The sequence below is a fragment of the Paraburkholderia agricolaris genome, assembly GCF_009455635.1.
In the GTDB taxonomy this organism is placed as follows: Bacteria; Pseudomonadota; Gammaproteobacteria; order Burkholderiales; family Burkholderiaceae; genus Paraburkholderia; species Paraburkholderia agricolaris.
In genome coordinates this window covers 1,455,014-1,471,751 of sequence record NZ_QPER01000001.1, presented here as the reverse complement: position 1 = coordinate 1,471,751, position 16,738 = coordinate 1,455,014, and the positions used below count along the sequence as shown (strand labels likewise).

The window sequence follows — 16,738 nt, the reverse complement described above, 5'->3', positions numbered from 1 at the left end:
GGAAAGCACGTGAGGAAGACGTTGCGCGGCGTATGGTCGTTCAGAATCTGTGCCGGATCGCGGCGCGCAACGCGATCTGACTCGAGGACGACGACACCCCGCCGGCCCCGGTGATATAGGCGTAGTCAAGTGCGGTGCCGGTCTTGTCGCCCGCGACCTTTTCATAGGCGCCTTGCACATAGATGTCTGTGCGCTTCGACAGGACGTAATCCGCCATCAGCCCCGCGGTATGAAATTTCAGGCTCATGTTTCTGACCGCCGTGTTGGCGTCAAGCAGCGTATAGACGTACTGCGCGCCCACGAAGAAACTCGGCGTGACCTGATAGGTTCCGGTGAACTCCAGGTTCTGAAACCTCAATAAACTGAACGCATCCGGGCCGCTACCCGGCAACTGGGCTGTGCCCGGCACATACGAGTACCAGCTCGAACTTACCGGCTTCCCGACATGAGTATTGGAGTAGACGAAGCCGAGTGTCGCGGACCCGATCTGATAGTTGATGCCGGCGCCGAAGATGCGCAACCGCGCCGCCGTGAAGTTCACGTCTCCAACCGGCGTCGCGCCACTGTTTTGCGCGCCGGGATTGTCGGCCTGCAGGTAGGCAGCGGCAAGCTGCAGCGGGCCGTGCACATACTGCGCCCCGAAACTGTACAGACGGTCATTGGCAAATTTCGTGTCGTTGCTGAAACCGTACATGCCGCCGAACTGAAAACCGGCAAGCTCCACGCTCGCGTACTTGACGGCGTTGTTCACCAGAAACGACCCGTCCGTATTGTCGTTATCCAGCGGGTGCGAAAGCAGCACGCCGCCCCAGTTGCCGTTGGCTGTCACGGGGGCAAGATAATCGAGGACGGAGTCGTACTGACGGCCCAGCGTGACGGTACCCAGCTTTTCATCCGACATGCCGATATAGGTTCGAGCCGGAGCGGATAGGCCATTGTTCACGTCGAACGAGGTTTTGCGCACGAAAGTGACCTTTCGTCCGCCACCGAGATCTTCCGTGCCACTGAGCGTGACGATGTTGCTTTGCGCGTAGCCGCTCTGAAACTGATAGGCGGCATCGCCGTGCGGATTGGCGTGGTTGGTGACGACCAAACCTTCGTCTATGACGCCCGACAGTGAAAGACTGCTTTGTCCGAAAGCGGGGACGGCGAGTGCTGGCAATCCTAACGTGGCGATCAGAATGATTTTTTTCTTCATTGTGGTTGAGACGCTCAGTTCAATTAACAGATCGGATCCTGGATTCGGCATCAGTCGATGCGATGCTTCACGTTGTCGTGCGTCGTGCACAATTCGGGTCAACGCGATTAATTGGCGCTCAATATATCGGCGCCATTTTTTTCAAATAAGATGCTTTTTTATTCACCCCGATCACCAGACCTTATCTCCCGCGTTAACCCTATGAAACTCCAGCAGCTACAGGCATTCGTCGCCGCCGCGCATCACGGAAGCCTGCGAGGCGCAGCGCGCGACCTCGACCTTACGCAGCCCGCGGTGACGCGGACGATCCGCGAACTGGAAGGTGCGTTGAAAGTGGAACTGGTGACGCGCGGTGTACGCGGCATCGAGCTCACCGCCTGCGGCCGTGCGCTGCTGCCACGCGCCGAGCAATTGCTGGCCGACATGCAACGCACCATTGAATCGGTGAAACAGGTGAGCGGCGAACTGACCGGCAAGGTCAGTATCGGAACCATGCCGTCTGTCGCGCTGACGTTCCTGCCGAAGGCGGTGACGGCGTTTCGCCGTGCCATGCCGCTCGTCAAGCTGCATATGCAGGAGGTCACGGTGCTGGACGCAGTGGCGCAACTACGGAGCGGCAAGATCGATATCGCGGCGATTCGCCATATCCCGGAACTCGAGAGCGATCTGGTCCAGGCGCCGCTTTATTCAACGCAGTTCGTCGTTGCGATGCGCGCCGGTCATCCGCTCGAAAACGCAACGCGGCTGGAACAGTTGCTCGACGCGGAGTGGATTGCCACGGGGGGCTCCGATCATTTCTCCCAGAGCGTGCTGACGAGCATGTTCACCGCGCATGGCTTGCCTGTACCCAGGCGATTGCTGCATGCGCCTTCGTCATTTGCGGTGGCGCTCGGGCTCGTTTCGCAGACGGATATGATCGGCTGTTTCACCAAGGCACTGGCGACCATGGTGACGCCGCTCGGAATTCATGTGGCGAACATCGAAGAAACGCTGCCCGGCTACGATCTCAGCATTATTTCGCGGCGCGATTTGCTGCCGACACCTGCGGTTGCGCAGTTCGTGTCGTGTCTGGAGGATGCGGCGCGCAGATAGCGCGCCGGGCGCCGGCAAGCGAGTGGAATACAACCGCGAGCGGGCCCTGGAACCGGCCCCGGCAGCGCGTCAGAATCAGACGCCGTGCTCAACCAGCGCGAGCACCCGGCAAGGACTCCCCGAGCCGCCAACGATCTTGAGTGGCGGCGTAATCAGCATCGCGCCAGTGGCAGGCAATCGGTCCAGATTGACCAGGCTCGCGAGGCCGAATTTGTTGTTGCCGTGCATTGTCGAATGACACGGGAACGGCTTCGAGAACGCGTATGCCTGCCCCGCGTCAGTCCCGACACCCTCCGCGCCCCAGCCGAGCACATCGCGCTCGCGCGCCAGGAACTCAGGCAGATCGGGATGAGGCCCCGGCGTATGACTGCCGTCCTCGCGTGCATTCAGGAACGCGTCCGGGTCGGTGCGCCGCGACCAGTCCGTACGCATCAACACCCACGAACCCGCGGGAATGCGGCCATGCTCCGCTTCCCATGCCTGCACGTCGGCAATGGTCAGCAGATAGTCGCTATCGTCTTTCACGCGGGCCGACACGTCGATCACGCAGGCGGGCGCGATAAAGTTGCCGACCGGAATCGCATCGGTCGTATTGTCGGGAAAGTCCTTGCCCGTGACCCAGTGAACCGGCGCGTCGAAGTGCGTACCCGTATGCTCGCCACAGGAAAAATTGTTCCAGTACCAGCCCGGGCCGCGTTCGTCGTAACGGGAAATCTCCTCCATGCGAAACGGCGCGCTTTGCCCATATTGCGGTGGCAGCGAGATGATCGGCGTACGGTGGTGAAGGCTCTGGCTCAGATCGATGACCTGAATCGAGCCCTGTTCTAGCGCGTGGGCAAGCTGGTTCAGCAGAGTCGGCATGACGGGTTCCCTGGTACGGTCGAGTGTCGGTTCAATACGGGCGGCTGCGGGTCGGGATGAAGGCATCGGCAACCGGTTGTGCAAGCGGTCAAGGCGTGGCGGAACTCACGGGGGCACGCGCCACGTTCACGCTTTCGTGTCCAGCGTGCGCATTCGATACGCCCTCGTTGCGCCGTAGTTCATCGAGAAGCGCATCGAGACACACGCCCTCCTCGTCGGCCAACGCGGCTTCGCAGAGCGCTTTCAGACGCGCAGCCGGCGCAACGGTTCGAGCGATGAGCGGTAAGACGGCTTCGATCTTCCTGTAGTTACGCATGCCCCGCGCGTGCGTGTCGCCATAGCCCTTCACGAGACGCTGGCTGCGTGCAATTTCAAGCGCCAGTGCGTAGTCGTGAGCCGCGTAGCGCAGCGTGCGGGCCAGCCAGGCGTCGATTTCCACCTGTTCACGCTGGTAGCGCAACGAACGGCGCCGCGTGCCGCGCAGCGAGGCCACCCCATACAGCATCAGGAAACCGCGCAACGACGTGGTCCGCACCACGCGGCCGCGCGACGTCATGCGCTCAACCATCGAGCGTAATGGGCCCGGTTTCAGCAACCAGCGCCCCAGCGTGGCAGGCAGTGTGTCGGCGATTTCCTCGATGCGCGGATGAAGAAATTCGTTGATATGCAGCAGTTGTTCAGGTGCGGCTTTGACCTCGTCTCGCACGCGGGCGAAACGGGTAGCGCGGATTTTCAGTTCGGCAACTCGAACGGTGTCTTCATACGACATCCAGAGCGCAAGGTGCCGTGCCGTTTCGGCGAGCAGCAAGTCGTCGCCGCGTACCGCATAGGTGGCGACATCGTCCGCCGCGCGCAGCGGTTTGAGCCGGTCCAGATACGCCTGTGCGTACCTCACGTCCTGATAGTCCGCGAGGCGGCGCACCGCACGGTGCAGAATGTCCGCGGCTTGCGCCGGGAATTCGCTTTGTATGCGCCGGTCAAGTGCGGCGATCTCCGGATGGTTCGTCGAGCCGATATCGAATGGCTGACGCCCCCGTTCCGGCGCGGCATCGCCCGGCACCTGGTCCTTCGCCTGCGCCGTATCGCTGTTTGCCGCTAACGCCGTTGCGAATCCCGCCGCAAAAGCGTTAAGACTGCTTTGCACGCCGACGCCCGCCCGTTTGATCGCGGCTTCGAACTGCTCGCGAGAAAAAGGCAGCACGTTGGCGCCTGCCAATGCACCGAACAAAGCCGCGCTGATCACGCTCCCGTTCTGCTCGGCAATTCGCGCGAAATCGGCGTGGACGAAATGCTTCGCCGCTTTCTGCGCCTGCGCGACAAATGGCCGAGGATCGACGCGGCCGTCGCTCATCGACGTCTTCTCCGTCATCGAATACACCCGGTGAGTGGAAGCGATCAGCGTGGTCCTGTCCCGCGTGACGAGTCCGCGCTGGATCGCCCGCCCCATTTCCATCAACTCGGATGCCAGCACAATGTCGACGTCGCCCGGTGTCGGCACTAGCGAAAGAACCGGTTCGTGCGCGCGGTCGTGAACGTCGAGCGCGCGGGGATGAAATTCGACGTAGTAGATCGTCGCGCCGGTGCGCTGCGCAACACCAGGCACCGATGTAGTCTGCGCCGGATAGCCTTCATGCTCAGCGAGATCGACAATCCAGTCGGCGAGCACGCCACCGCCTTCGCCGCCCATCGCCAGAATCGCAATACCAATCGGACGCTCAGACATAGCGGATCTCCCGCGCGGCCACGCGCTTCTGCAACCAGCCAATGACGGCGCCCGCCACGCGCGTCGACAACCTGTCCCACCGGCTCGGGTTGCTGATGACCTCCGCACGATAGAACGATGGGCACAGCACCGCCGCGTGCGAAACCTCGCCGCACAAACCGCACCCCACGCAACTGTTCAGCACGGCGGCAACCGGTTCGCGCCGCAGCGGATCGGGATTGTCCGCCACCGTCAGCGACGGACAACCCGACAGGCGGATACACGAATGATCGCCCGTACAGGTATCGGAATCGATGCCAAAGCGCTCGCGCACGACCCGCTTGCCCTCGCTCGCCAGCTTCTTCACCAGCGGCTTGACGCGGCGCTGCCGGTTCAGCATGCATTCGGATTGCGCGATGATGACCTTCGGCCCGGTCTCGGGTGTGGTGAGCGCGTCACGCAACGTATCGCGCATCTGCGCGACGTTATAGGTATGCGTGATCGTCTTGACCCATTTCACACCGACGCCGCGCACCGCCGTTTCAATCGGATTGTTGGTCGCGCGGATCGCGTTGGCCGCGCGCGACGACAGGATGTCCTGGCCACCCGTCGCGGCGGAGTAGCCGTTATCGACAATCACCAGCACGTTATTGTTCTTGTTGAACACCGCATTGCCGACGCCACTCGTCAGCCCGTTGTGCCAGAAGCCACCGTCGCCCATCATGCTGATCGTGCGACGCTGCGTTTCGTGGGTATTGAACGCGGCGGAGCCGGCCCAGCCGAGTCCGTAACCCATCGTGGTCGCGCCGAGATTGAACGGCGGCAGAATCGAGAACAGATGACAGCCGATGTCGCAACTCACATGATGTGGTCCGAGCTCGCGCTCCACCAGTTTCATCGCGGTGAAAATCGGCCGCTCCGGACAGCCGGTGCAGAACGACGGTGGCCTGGGGTGCAACTCAGGCACGGGCACGGGCGTTGGCGTTGGCGCTGGCAATTCGGCCACCTGTGCCACCACCTGCCCTGCCACCGCATCATCCGCCGCCTCGCTGACGGCTGCGACGCGCACCGGCACGGACACTGGCCGCTGGGGCGCGATGGCCGCAAGCACGCCCTCGGACAGCGCCGCCCGGCCGTTCCAGCGCGGCCAATAGCGCTCGAAGAACTTCAGCAGGCCCTTCATCACCACAACCGGCGTGTATTCGCCGGCGCGCGGCAGCATGTCCTTGCCGTGCAGCCGCGCGTCGATATCCGCCTGCCTGAGAATCAGGCTGACGGACTGTTCGACGAACTCCGGCTGGCCTTCCTCGATCATGAGCACCGCACGCTTGTTCTCGCAGAAGCCGCGGACCTCGTCGTCGACCAGCGGGTAAGCGACGTTCATCACATAGAGCGGCACATCGGTGTTGCCATGAATGTCGGCGAGGCCGAGCAGTTGAAGCGCGCGCATCAGCGTGTTGTACATGCCGCCTTGCGTGACAATGCCGATATCGCCGTGTTCGTTGCCGAAGAACTCGTTCAGCTTTTCACGTTTGATGAATTCAATCGCGGCCGGCCAGCGGCGCTGGATTTTTTCCTCTTCGTGAAGAAAACTCGCGGGCGGCAGGACAATCCGGCTGACGTCGCGCACCGGGTTCTCGATCGCATCCTTGAGCGTAAACGTCGGGCGGATATTTTCGCTGGCGATGAAACGCCCATGCACATGGCACGCGCGAATCCGCATCTGCAGCATGACCGGCGTGTTGCTCGCTTCGGATAGCTCGAAGCTCTTTTCGACGGCATGGACGATCGAAGGCAAGTTCGGCCGCGGATCGAGCAACCAGATCTGCGACTTCATGGCGAAGGCGTGCGAGCGTTCCTGCATGATGCTGGAGCCTTCGCCGTAATCCTCGCCCACAATAATCAGCGCGCCGCCGGTCACGCCGCCCGAGGCGAGATTGGCCAGAGCATCGGAGGCGACATTGGTGCCCACCGTCGCCTTGAACGTAACCGCGCCGCGCAGCGGATAGTTGACGGAGGCCGCGAGCGTCGCCGCGGCCGTCGCTTCGCTCGCGCTGCTCTCGAAGTGCACGCCGAGTTCTTCGAGAATCTCATTGGCGTCCGCGAGCACATCCATCAGATGCGAAATCGGCGCCCCCTGATAACCCGCCACGTACGACACGCCCGATTGCAGCAGCGCCTTGGTGACGCCCAGAATCCCTTCGCCGCGAAACTCCTCGCCTGCCGGCGTCCGCAGCTTCTCTACTTCAGCCTTAAACGATCTTTCAGCCATGTCGATGCTTTCCTTGCGATGAGCGTACCGGTCGCGGCATACAAGGCGGTCTGCTGCGCGCAGCAACCCCTTGTGTTGTGCCGTCCGATACGGCTCAGTCAGTACCAAACAGTTTGTGAGGATTCAGAATGTTGTAAGGATCGAGCGCGGCCTTGATGGCACGCATCGATCTGACATGCTCGGGCTTGCGCGTATGGCCAAGTACGTCACGCTTCTTCAAGCCGATCCCGTGCTCGGCGGATACCGAGCCGTTGTATTCGCGTGTGAGGTCGTAGACGAGCGCTTCGATTTCCCGTGCCGTCTCCTTCGAGATATCCGGGCGATGCACGACGACATGCAGATTGCCGTCGCCGAGATGGCCATAGACCAGTGCGACGCAGTCCGGCCAGCGCGTTTTCAGCGCCGCTTCGCAACGTTGCGCGACCTCGCCGATCTGCGCGATCGAGAAGCTGATATCGAACGCCACCATGCCGGGAATCAGCTTGGGGTACTCGCCCGGCGCGTCGCGGATCGCCCAGAACGCCAGCGCATCGCGCTCGTTCGACGCGATCGCGGCGTCGGTCACGGTGCCGTCTTCAAGCAGATCAGCAAGCACGTTCTCGAAGTCTTCGGCATGCCGCGCCGCGTCGCCCCCTGTGCTTTCGAGCAGCACGTAGAACGCGTGACGCTGCGCGAGCGGCGCGCGCAACGCCGGCAACCGGTCGAGCACGAAATCGTAATAGCCCGGCCACATCACCTCGAAGGCCGATACGCCCGCCGGCAGTTCGGCCTGCGCAACCGTCAGCAGACGCGTGACCGCCGCGTAATCGGCGAGCCCGCACCATGCTGTCGCCACCGAGCGCGGCCGGGGCCGCAAACGCAGCACCGCGCGCGTCAGTACGGCAAGAGTTCCTTCGCTGCCGATCAGCAGGTTTTTCGTGTCGTAGCCGCAGTTGTTCTTGAGCATCGGCTGCAACTCGCCGATCACCGCGCCGTCGGCACACACCGCTTCGACGGCGAGCACCTGGTCGCGCATCATCCCGTAGCGGATCACGCGGTTGCCGCCCGCGTTGGTCGCCAGATTGCCGCCGATCGTGCAACTGCCGCGCGCCCCCAGGTCCAGCGGGAAGAACCATCCGGCCGCCAAGGCGGCGTCCTGGACGGTTTGCAGCGGCGTACCCGCCTGAACCGTCATCGTGCCGGATACGGTGTCGATCGATTCGATCGCATTCATGCGCTCAAGACTCAGCGCCACTTCGCCGCCGCAGAGACACGCTCCGCCTGCCAGCCCGGTCAAACCGCCTTGCGTAACGACAGGCTGGCGGTGGCGCTGACAGATCGCCAGCGCGCGCGCCACGTCGACAGTGCTGCGCGGCCGGATCAGCGCGCGCGGCAGCGCCCCCGGCACGCCGCTCCAGTCCGCAAAATTGCGGTTGCCGAATGCGTCCGGCAGCGTCACGACATCGGCACCAAGCTGGGCGATCAATTCGCCGATGACGTCGGCAGACGAGGCAGCGTCTTCATGTTCAGGCTGGGTCATGATGATCAGGCGTATCGGGATCAGGTGGCAGGTTGTGAGCGGGCCGGCTCGCGCGCGTCGTCGCGCAGCACGGCGAGCAGGATTGCGCCAAGCAGGGTGACGGCGGCGAACAGCGCCATCGCGAGGTTCATCGAACCCGTGGTCTGCTTGATCCAGCCCACGATATAGGGTGAAAAGAATCCCGGCAGATTGCCGAGCGAAGTGATCATTGCGATCGCCGCTGCGGCTGCCGAGCCGCGAAACAGACTTGTCGGCAGATTCCAGAACACCGGCAACGAGGCCATCAAACCGAACATCGCCAGCGTCAGCACGGCCATCGACAACACCACGTTGTGCAGCACGAGCGGACTCAGCGCCCACGCGAACGCGGCCAGCACGGCGAGTACGATCAGCACGGCGCGCGTGTTGCGATGGCGATCCACGTAAGCGGCTATGCGCATCATCGCGAGTACGGCGACAGCCCACGGTATCGCGGTCAGCAGACCGATTTGCAGCGGGTTATCGACGCCGGCCGATTTGACGATCGTCGGCAGCCAGAATACGAAACCGAAAAACGACATGCCGTAGCAACCGTAAATCGCGCTGAGCAGCCAGACGCGTGGCGACCGGAACACGTCGGCAAGCCGCGAATCCGCCGCACCGGTTTGCTCGGCGGCCAGCGCTTCGCTGAGCGCGAGCTTCTGTTCGGCGCTCAGCCATTTTGCGTGCTGTGGCGTGGCGTCGAGATAGATGAGCGAAGCAAGACCAAGCGCAACCGCGGGCACGCCCTCGATCAGAAACAGCCACTGCCAGCCGTGCAAGCCATGCCATCCCGGCATGCTGCGCAGAATCAGGCCCGAAACGGGGCCGACGAGCAAGCCCGCCACCGCGATCGCCGTCATGAAAATCGCGGTCATACGGGTGCGATAACGCGTGGTGAACCACTGGGTCAGATAGAAAATGATGCCCGGAAAGAATCCCGCTTCCGCCACGCCGAGCAGGAAGCGCATGATGTAGAACTGGGTAGGCGTAGTGACGAACAGCGTGGCGGCCGATAGCAGTCCCCAGGAAATCATGATGCGCCCGATCCAGCGATGCGCGCCGAAGCGCTTGAGCATCATGTTGCTCGGCACTTCGAACAGCACATAGCCGGCAAAGAAAATACCTGCGCCGAGGCCATACACCGTCTCCGAAAAACCGAGGTCCTGTAGCATCTCGAGCTTCGCAAAGCTCACGTTCATCCGGTCGATCTGCGCGATCAGATAACAGCAGAACAGAAACGGCATCAGACGCCATGCGATTCTGCCGAACAGCGCCCGCTCGACTCCGTGCTCGAGCGTCGGCGCGGACGCGAGAGCGGTGCTGCGTGCAGTCATCGTGACTCCAGACAAAAAGAATGGACGTGCGCAGACCGCGGCGCGCGCAACACGCATCGCCGCAAACCTGCTGCTTCTACCGGCTTCGTTATGTCGTGCGTGTCTTCAGCGCCGCGCGCGCGTCGGCCACACCGCGTCTGACCAGTTCGATATCGTTGGCGACCACCGCCAGCGCGTAGCCGGTTTCGAGCCGCCTGGCGGCATCGGTGGCGCTGGACGTAAAAATGCCGCACGGCAGGCCGCTTTCGAGCGCGGCCCGGCGAACCTGCTCACAATCGCGTTCGATGTCGGCAGGCGGGTTCGCACCGCGCGACATGGCGAGGTCGCCCGTGCCGATGAATATGTAGTCGACGCCCTTTGCCCGCACAATCGCATTGGCCTGATCGACGCCCGCGACGGTTTCGATCATTACCCCGACCGCCACTTCGCGATTGGCTTCGAGCAGTGTCTCGACGCCGCGCAACAGCGGCCGCACGCCCCCCGCCGAGCGGGTGCCTTCCGGCGGATAGCGGCTCGCCGATGCGGCATCCGCCGCCGCGCGCCCACTTTCGATCAGGGGAATCAGGACCGAGTGCGCGCCCGAATCGAGGGCCTGTGCGATCGAAGTCGGCGAGTCGTCGGCGCAGCGCACGATCACGCGTGTGCTGTTACGCACGACACCCACCGCCGCTTCGAGCGATGCCCGGTCCCACAAGCCGTGTTGCATATCGATCACGATTGCGCCTGGCCGCGCCTGCGCGGCGATTTCCGCAATGGCCGGACTGCCCAATGAAAGCCAGATGAGGTCGATCGGTTGTCTGTCATGCAGCATCGAAAGAATCGGGGTGTCGTGCACACTGTCTCCTGCTCTGGTTCTGAAATTCGGCGCTGGCGGCGCCGTTCGCCGTTAGCTGCGGGGCTGCCTCGGCTTACTCGTCCGACTTGTCGCCGTTGAGCAACGCGAAATACTGCTGCTCGGCGTTCAGCATGAATTCGAGCATGGCCACCTTGATCAGCTTCGGGTCGCGTTCGACAAATGCTTCGAGCAAGGCCCGCATGCCGTCGATCACGATCTTTTGCGTCGAGCGGTTGTTGAGCGTGCCGATCCGGACCTGCTGCGCGTGATCGACGAAGCGCAGGATGGTGGAGCGTAGGCGCGCGTTCTGGACTGCCTCGAGCCACGTCGCACGGAATTCGACGTTGGCCGAAATCATCTGATCGGCATCCTGCTTGTCGTACGCACGGCGCGCCTTCTGATACGCCTTCTTGAGTTCGCCCTCCTGCTTGTCCGTCAGTACCGCGGCAGCGCTTGCCGCGGCGGCCGGTTCGAGCAGCCGGCGCACTTCGAAAATCTCGTGGATGTCGTCGCTGGTAATGGTCGGCACGACAAAGCCGCGCGTGGTGCCAACCAGATAGCCTTCGTTCGCGAGCCGCAACAGCGCCTGACGAACCGGCATGCGGGTGCAGTCGAATTCCGCAGCAATTTCGTAGTCGAGCACGCGCTCTTCCGCGCCGATCTCGCCGCGCTGCAGACGGCCACGCACTTCCTGATAAATGCTCTCGCTAAGCGTGGTTGGCTTAAGCGCGGTTCGCCTCGGAAGTTTGACAACCTTGTCGTCGGACTGGGCCACAGTAGTTCCTTTTCTAATTTACGAATTCTGAATTCAGATTATGGTGAAGGGACGCGTTAGTCAAGCAGTAGATGCGCTAGCGTTGGCCTGCTTCGCGGGGAGAGGATGAAATGTCCCGTCGCGATAGACCAGCCCCGCCCCGGCCTCGCCCAGCGACACCGCATCGACCGCACCTATCACCACGCGATGCGTACCGTAGTCGGTGGTTCTCGCAACGCTGCACTGGAAATTCGCCAGCGCATCCGCGAGATGGGGCGCGCCGCCCGTCCCTTCGCGCCATTCACCATGATCGAAGCGCGCTTCGCGTGGCACACCGGCCATTCCGCCGAATACGCGCGCCAGGCTTTCATGTTCATGGCCAAGCAGATTGACCGAAAAACGGGCCCCCGTTGTCAGCCACTGCGCGAGCGGCGAACTGAGGTTCACACACACCAGCAACGCGGGCGGTTCGATCGTCAGCGAGCACAACGCGGTCGCCGTGACGCCGAACGGTATGCCTTGCGCATTGCGCGCGGCCACCACGCACACGCCGGCAGCAAGACGGCGCATGCCGGCGCGGAACACCTCGGCTACCGGCAGGTTCGTGGGAGAAAGCGTTTCGGAGCTTGGGTTCATCGTGTGCCTCATCAATCGACTCGCAGGCCGGCCTCGCGCATCAACGGCACGACTCGCTCGCAAAAGAACGGCAATTCGTCGACATAGTTCACGAACGACAATGCCGCGCCGGCAAATCCGGCCTGATGCATCTGCACCAGCGTATCGACAATCTGTTGCGGCGTGCCGACCAGCGGGAAGGTGCCTGTACCCGCCGCAAACCGCTGCCGGTAGAGACGGTAGGCCGCGTCGTCATGGCTCTGACTGAAACCCTTCTTCTGACGCATGTGGTAATCGAGCGCGGCTTCGTCCGCATGATCGCGCGAATAGTGGTCGTAGTAGGCACGTGCTTCCGCTTCGGTCTCACGGCAAACCACATGCCCTACCGTATAGACGAGAACCTCGCGTTGCACCGCCTGCGCGCGCTGACGAATATCGTCGATGTGCTGGCGCCCTGCATCGAGTTCGGAAAAGGTCGTGAACAGGCAATCGCAATGCCGTGCGGCGAAGTCGCGCCCAGGCGGCCCGAACGCGGCGTTCATCGTCACCGGGCGCGGCGTCTGCACCGCCACCGGCCGTGAAATCGCCTCTTTCAATTGATAGAAACGGCCGTCGAAATCGAACGGCTCCGCCGACGTATAGAGCCGCTGAAGAATCTCCGTCCATTCGGCAGCCTGGGCGTAGCCCTCCGGATTCAGCTGCATGCCGAACATCGCGAATTCGTCGGGGTTCCAGCCGCAGACGATATTCAGCCCGGCGCGCCCATGGCTGATGTGATCCACCGTGGCCAGCGCCTTGGCTGCATAGAGCGGATGCACGAGCGGCACGTGAACCGTCATGAACAACGCGATGCGTTGCGTCACCGCGGCGAGCGCGGCGGCAAACGTGAACGTTTCGAACGACCACTGGCGCACGTCGGTCGCGCCGCCGAAACCCCGCCAGCGCGCAATCGGCAGGAAAAAGTCGAGACCGCCCTGGTCGGCGATCTGCGCCGCGCGCTGCACGTCGTCCCAGCTTGCGCGCCAGCGTTCGGGAACGGTGGTGAAACTCAAACCGCCGTCGGCATTGGCCGAAAAAACCCCGACCTTGAAGGGGTTGGGTCCATGCATTGGATTCGGAGTCAGGCTCACGTTGTCTCCCTGCGTTCGAGTTGCCGTAACTGCAGTTGCAGCGAGCGGCTTGTCATCGGATAGTGGGTGCTGTCGCCGCCCAGCGACGGCGCATGGCGCGAATGCTCACGCAGCGCGTGCCGCACCGGTGAATGCAGCGCGTCGGTCAGCGCGGCGCTGTCGGCGAATACAACCTTGTTGCGCTGCGCGGCTTGTGCGCGCGGAAAGGGCAACGCGCTCGGCCAGTGGATCGGCGTGTACACCTCCAGCTCGAGCAGACTGGGCAACGCTTGCAGCAGCGGCACATGATGCGTCAGATAATCCGCGAGCCACGCGTCGAAGCCAGCGGATGACGCCGTGCCGCGTTCGTATGCGACCAGATAGGTGCAACGCTGCGTCTCACATGGCGCCTCACCAGCGGGCGGCGTATAGCGGCGCGCGAGCATCGCCTGCTGCGACACCTCGCATGCCGATACTTCCTGCAGATCGCGAAACACGCCGTGTTGCAGCAGGCGCTCGAATGCGCCGTTGCCGGCAAGCGCGAGGTCGAGCGCCACGGGGTTGTCGAAGTAGCATTGCAAGACGAGAGCCGGACCGCCGACATCGTCACCGTAAGGGTCGCTGGCCGCACCGCGCGTATGCAATACAAACCGCGTCAATTGCGGCACATCCCGGGACCAGGCATGCAGGCATCGATAGGCTGCTTCGACGTCGAGCACCGGTGGCCGTGCACTACTCGCATGCCATAACAGGAAATAGCTGATCTGCATGACGGGACCCGCTCAGGTGGATACAGCGGCAAGTCCGCTGAGCCGCTTGCGGAACATGAAGTACACGAGCGACACCAGCAGCAGCCACGGCACGCCGACGATCCACGAAATGTTCCAGAAGCTGGTATCGAGCCCCATGGTGATCAGAATGGCAGCCAGCAAACCAATGCCGAGAATCTGCGCATACGGGAAGAACGGCATGCGCACCGGCAGCTTGCGGCCGCGCCATGCACGCCGGAACTGCAGGTGCGTGACGAGAATGACGATCCACACCATGATCCCGCCGAACAGCGCGATACCGAACAGATAGTTGTACGCCAGCGGACTCAGGAACGAGATGAGCGCGGCCACCAGCACGCCGAGCCCGGACACCAGCGTGGCCGCGAGCGGCGTGCCGCGCGCCGTCAGTGTGCCCAGCCAGCGCGGTGCGAAGCCGCCGCGGGCCAGCGAGAACATCATCCGCGACGACAGGTACAGGTTCGTGTTCATGCTGGACAGCGCCGCGGTAACGACGACAAAGTTCATCAACCCGGCGGCATGGCGCACGCCCGCATGCTCGAACAACCTGACAAACGGACTTTGCTGCACGATCTTCGCGCCAGCCTCCGTCCACGGCAGATAGGTAATCATGATGCCGAGCGCGAGGAGATAGAACAGCGTGAGACGCAGCACCATCGAGCGCAACGCGTGCGGGATCGCTTTCTGCGGATCGCGCGCCTCACCCGATGTCACGGCGACCACTTCCACACCGTAAAACGAGAAGATCGCCATCAGCACGCCCATCCATACGCCGCTGAAGCCGTGCGGCATGAAGCCGCCCGGTAAGCCGGTCAGGTTATGCATACCCACCGGTTCCGTATGCGCGCCTGCACCGAATATCCCCAGCCCGCCGAAGCCAAAGATCGCGGCAAGACCGAACACGATGAAGGCGATGATCGCAACCACCTTGATCAGCGCGAACCAGTATTCGAACGAACCGAAGTTGGTCACCGAACGGCAGTTCACATAGACCAGCACCGCGCCGAAGGCGAGCGACCACCACCAGACCGGTATGCCGGGAAACCAGAAACCCATGTAGATGCCGACCGCGATCGCCTCGCCGCCCACCGCGACGACCTCGATCACCCAGTACGTATAACGCACGACGAACCCGGCCCACTTGTTCAGATACATCTCCGCATAGGTGCCGAACGACCCTGCCGACGGATGGGCAACCGCCATCTCCGCGAGACTGAACACCATAATGACCGCGACCAGTGCGGCGATCGCATAGCTGATCAGCACAGCAGGGCCGGCATAACCGATTGCAATACCGCTGCCCATGAAAAGCCCAGTGCCGATCGCACCGCCAATGCCGATCATCGTGATCTGGCGCTGGCTCAGTGCTTTTTCGAGGCCGGCTTCCCGGTTTGTTACGGGTGTGACTTCCATCTGAAGACTCCCTTAAACAGGCGCAAAACCACGTCGACAGAAACGCGGATCAGTCAGGCAAAAGCGTTGCGAGCCGGCTCGCGATCGAATCGTGCGTCAGCACGCCCGGTGAAAAGCGCATCACTCGGCCACGCGTATCGACCACGACACCCGCTTCGACGAGGCTTGCTTCCAGCGCTTGCGGCTCGATATGCGCGGGCACCACCGCCATCACGCTGCCGCCGCGGGCCGTGTCGGCACGCGGCGAATGCAGCACATAGCCCTTGGCGTCGAGCACCTCGATCAGCGCGCGGCACAGGCGCAGATTGCGCTCGCGCAGCCCGTCGGACGCGCCGGACAAATGCCACGCGATGCCCGGTGCCGACGCCACGAACGGCAGGAACGACGGCGTGCCGGTGTCGAAGCGGCGCGCTTCCGCCGCCAGCGAAAAGCGCGTGATATCCCAGTTGAACGGATCCGGTTGACTGAACCAGCCGGTCATCTGCGGTGCGAGTCCGCTGTCGAGCAAGGCGGGGCACACATACCCGAGCCCCGTGCCGGGCGCCCCGCACAACCATTTAAGCGTGGTTGTCGCGACGAAATCGACTGCCGGCCTGGTTACATCGAAGTCGAGAATGCCCGCGCCTTGCGTGATGTCGACCGCGATCAGGCTGCCCTGCTTGCGGCCGTGCGCAACGAGCCGGTCGAGATCGGCTCGCTTCGACGCGGTCGACGTGACCCACGTGATGACCGCGAGCCCGACGTCGTCGCGCCACGCATCGATGAAAGCGTCGTCTGTGACCCACGACGCACCGGCTGCCAGCGGCACGGTTTCGAGCGTGAAGCCGAGCCTGCCGGCAAGACCTGACAACAGGAAATGCAGGCTCGGAAAACAATCGGCGGCAATCAGCACTTTGCGGCCGGCTAGCCGCGTACCGAGCGCCGCCACAAACTTCCCGAATGCTTCGGTGACGTTCTCGGCGGCGAACACGTTGCGCGGCTGCGCGTTGACGAGGCGAGCCCAGTTGTCGAGCACGCCTTGCCGCGCGGCAAGCCCCTCGTCCCAGCGCTTGAGACCCGGTGCGCACCAGCTCGACGCGAACTGCGCCAGCGCGTCGCGCACCACCGCTTCCTGATCGGGAAACAGGCCGACCGAGTGGTACATGAGCCAGCCGTCGTGCGTGCCCGGCGATGAGTTTGTGTTCGGTTGCATGAATACGTGTGTGTGAGGTGCTGCGATAGAAGA

14 protein-coding genes are annotated in these 16,738 nt (G+C 63.0%); 1 reads left to right on the top strand and 13 read right to left on the bottom strand.

All coding sequences use genetic code 11. The features are described 5' to 3' along the window. Positions 1–40: 40 nt before the first annotated feature. Positions 41–1,198: a porin gene (locus tag GH665_RS06750; protein ID WP_153135210.1), complete on the bottom strand. Its 1,158-nt coding sequence runs from the start codon at positions 1,196–1,198 to the stop codon at positions 41–43. A 201-nt stretch (positions 1,199–1,399) separates the two neighbouring features. On the opposite strand from GH665_RS06750, the gene GH665_RS06745 reads away from it, so the two are divergent. Further along, positions 1,400–2,290, top strand: a complete 891-nt coding sequence (locus GH665_RS06745; RefSeq protein ID WP_153135209.1) for a LysR family transcriptional regulator — start codon at positions 1,400–1,402, stop codon at positions 2,288–2,290. Between the two features lie 75 nt (positions 2,291–2,365). Here the strand turns inward: GH665_RS06745 and GH665_RS06740 are convergent, their stop codons facing one another. From GH665_RS06740 to GH665_RS06685, 12 genes are all read right to left on the bottom strand, one after another. After that, positions 2,366–3,151, bottom strand: coding sequence for a cyclase family protein (locus GH665_RS06740; RefSeq protein WP_153135208.1), 786 nt, complete (start codon positions 3,149–3,151; stop codon positions 2,366–2,368). 88 nt (positions 3,152–3,239) lie between these two features. After that, positions 3,240–4,874, bottom strand: coding sequence for an indolepyruvate oxidoreductase subunit beta family protein (locus tag GH665_RS06735; protein ID WP_153135207.1), 1,635 nt, complete (start codon positions 4,872–4,874; stop codon positions 3,240–3,242). Beyond that, the gene (locus GH665_RS06730; protein ID WP_153135206.1) at positions 4,867–7,125 is read right to left on the bottom strand and encodes a thiamine pyrophosphate-dependent enzyme; all 2,259 of its coding nucleotides are present in this window, start codon (positions 7,123–7,125) and stop codon (positions 4,867–4,869) included. Before GH665_RS06730 ends, GH665_RS06735 begins: the two co-directional genes overlap by 8 nt. Before the next feature lie 94 nt (positions 7,126–7,219). Continuing rightward, entirely contained in the window at positions 7,220–8,644 is a 1,425-nt protein-coding gene (locus tag GH665_RS06725; protein WP_153135205.1) for an FAD-binding oxidoreductase, read from the bottom strand. A 20-nt stretch (positions 8,645–8,664) separates the two neighbouring features. Beyond that, on the bottom strand, positions 8,665–9,999 hold the full coding sequence (locus GH665_RS06720; RefSeq protein ID WP_153135204.1) for an MFS transporter: 1,335 nt from the start codon (positions 9,997–9,999) through the stop codon (positions 8,665–8,667). An 88-nt stretch (positions 10,000–10,087) separates the two neighbouring features. Beyond that, complete coding sequence (locus GH665_RS06715) at positions 10,088–10,834, bottom strand: HpcH/HpaI aldolase family protein (protein WP_153135203.1); 747 nt, start codon at positions 10,832–10,834, stop codon at positions 10,088–10,090. Between the two features lie 73 nt (positions 10,835–10,907). Beyond that, positions 10,908–11,609, bottom strand: a complete 702-nt coding sequence (locus tag GH665_RS06710) for a GntR family transcriptional regulator (protein ID WP_153135202.1) — start codon at positions 11,607–11,609, stop codon at positions 10,908–10,910. Positions 11,610–11,669: 60 nt separating this feature from the next. Beyond that, complete coding sequence (locus tag GH665_RS06705) at positions 11,670–12,224, bottom strand: flavin reductase family protein (protein ID WP_167530925.1); 555 nt, start codon at positions 12,222–12,224, stop codon at positions 11,670–11,672. An 11-nt stretch (positions 12,225–12,235) separates the two neighbouring features. Further along, complete coding sequence (locus tag GH665_RS06700; protein ID WP_217361868.1) at positions 12,236–13,333, bottom strand: LLM class flavin-dependent oxidoreductase; 1,098 nt, start codon at positions 13,331–13,333, stop codon at positions 12,236–12,238. Next, the gene (locus tag GH665_RS06695) at positions 13,330–14,082 is read right to left on the bottom strand and encodes an ethyl tert-butyl ether degradation protein EthD (protein ID WP_153135200.1); all 753 of its coding nucleotides are present in this window, start codon (positions 14,080–14,082) and stop codon (positions 13,330–13,332) included. Before GH665_RS06695 ends, GH665_RS06700 begins: the two co-directional genes overlap by 4 nt. Before the next feature lie 12 nt (positions 14,083–14,094). Then, positions 14,095–15,513, bottom strand: a complete 1,419-nt coding sequence (locus tag GH665_RS06690; protein ID WP_153135199.1) for an amino acid permease — start codon at positions 15,511–15,513, stop codon at positions 14,095–14,097. 49 nt (positions 15,514–15,562) lie between these two features. Beyond that, positions 15,563–16,705 (bottom strand): aminotransferase class V-fold PLP-dependent enzyme, encoded by a 1,143-nt coding sequence (locus GH665_RS06685; protein ID WP_153135198.1) that lies wholly within the window; start codon positions 16,703–16,705, stop codon positions 15,563–15,565. Positions 16,706–16,738 lie beyond the last annotated feature (33 nt).

What these genes read in the sequence shown, in the direction of transcription:
- GH665_RS06750 (WP_153135210.1), bottom strand. Translation starts at nt 1,198, where the DNA reads ATGAAGAAAAAAATCATTCTGATCGCCACGTTAGGATTGCCAGCACTC.
- GH665_RS06745 (WP_153135209.1), top strand. Translation starts at nt 1,400, where the DNA reads ATGAAACTCCAGCAGCTACAGGCATTCGTCGCCGCCGCGCATCACGGA.
- GH665_RS06740 (WP_153135208.1), bottom strand. Translation starts at nt 3,151, where the DNA reads ATGCCGACTCTGCTGAACCAGCTTGCCCACGCGCTAGAACAGGGCTCG.
- GH665_RS06735 (WP_153135207.1), bottom strand. Translation starts at nt 4,874, where the DNA reads ATGTCTGAGCGTCCGATTGGTATTGCGATTCTGGCGATGGGCGGCGAA.
- GH665_RS06730 (WP_153135206.1), bottom strand. Translation starts at nt 7,125, where the DNA reads ATGGCTGAAAGATCGTTTAAGGCTGAAGTAGAGAAGCTGCGGACGCCG.
- GH665_RS06725 (WP_153135205.1), bottom strand. Translation starts at nt 8,644, where the DNA reads ATGACCCAGCCTGAACATGAAGACGCTGCCTCGTCTGCCGACGTCATC.
- GH665_RS06720 (WP_153135204.1), bottom strand. Translation starts at nt 9,999, where the DNA reads ATGACTGCACGCAGCACCGCTCTCGCGTCCGCGCCGACGCTCGAGCAC.
- GH665_RS06705 (WP_167530925.1), bottom strand. Translation starts at nt 12,224, where the DNA reads ATGAACCCAAGCTCCGAAACGCTTTCTCCCACGAACCTGCCGGTAGCC.
- GH665_RS06695 (WP_153135200.1), bottom strand. Translation starts at nt 14,082, where the DNA reads ATGCAGATCAGCTATTTCCTGTTATGGCATGCGAGTAGTGCACGGCCA.
- GH665_RS06690 (WP_153135199.1), bottom strand. Translation starts at nt 15,513, where the DNA reads ATGGAAGTCACACCCGTAACAAACCGGGAAGCCGGCCTCGAAAAAGCA.
- GH665_RS06685 (WP_153135198.1), bottom strand. Translation starts at nt 16,705, where the DNA reads ATGCAACCGAACACAAACTCATCGCCGGGCACGCACGACGGCTGGCTC.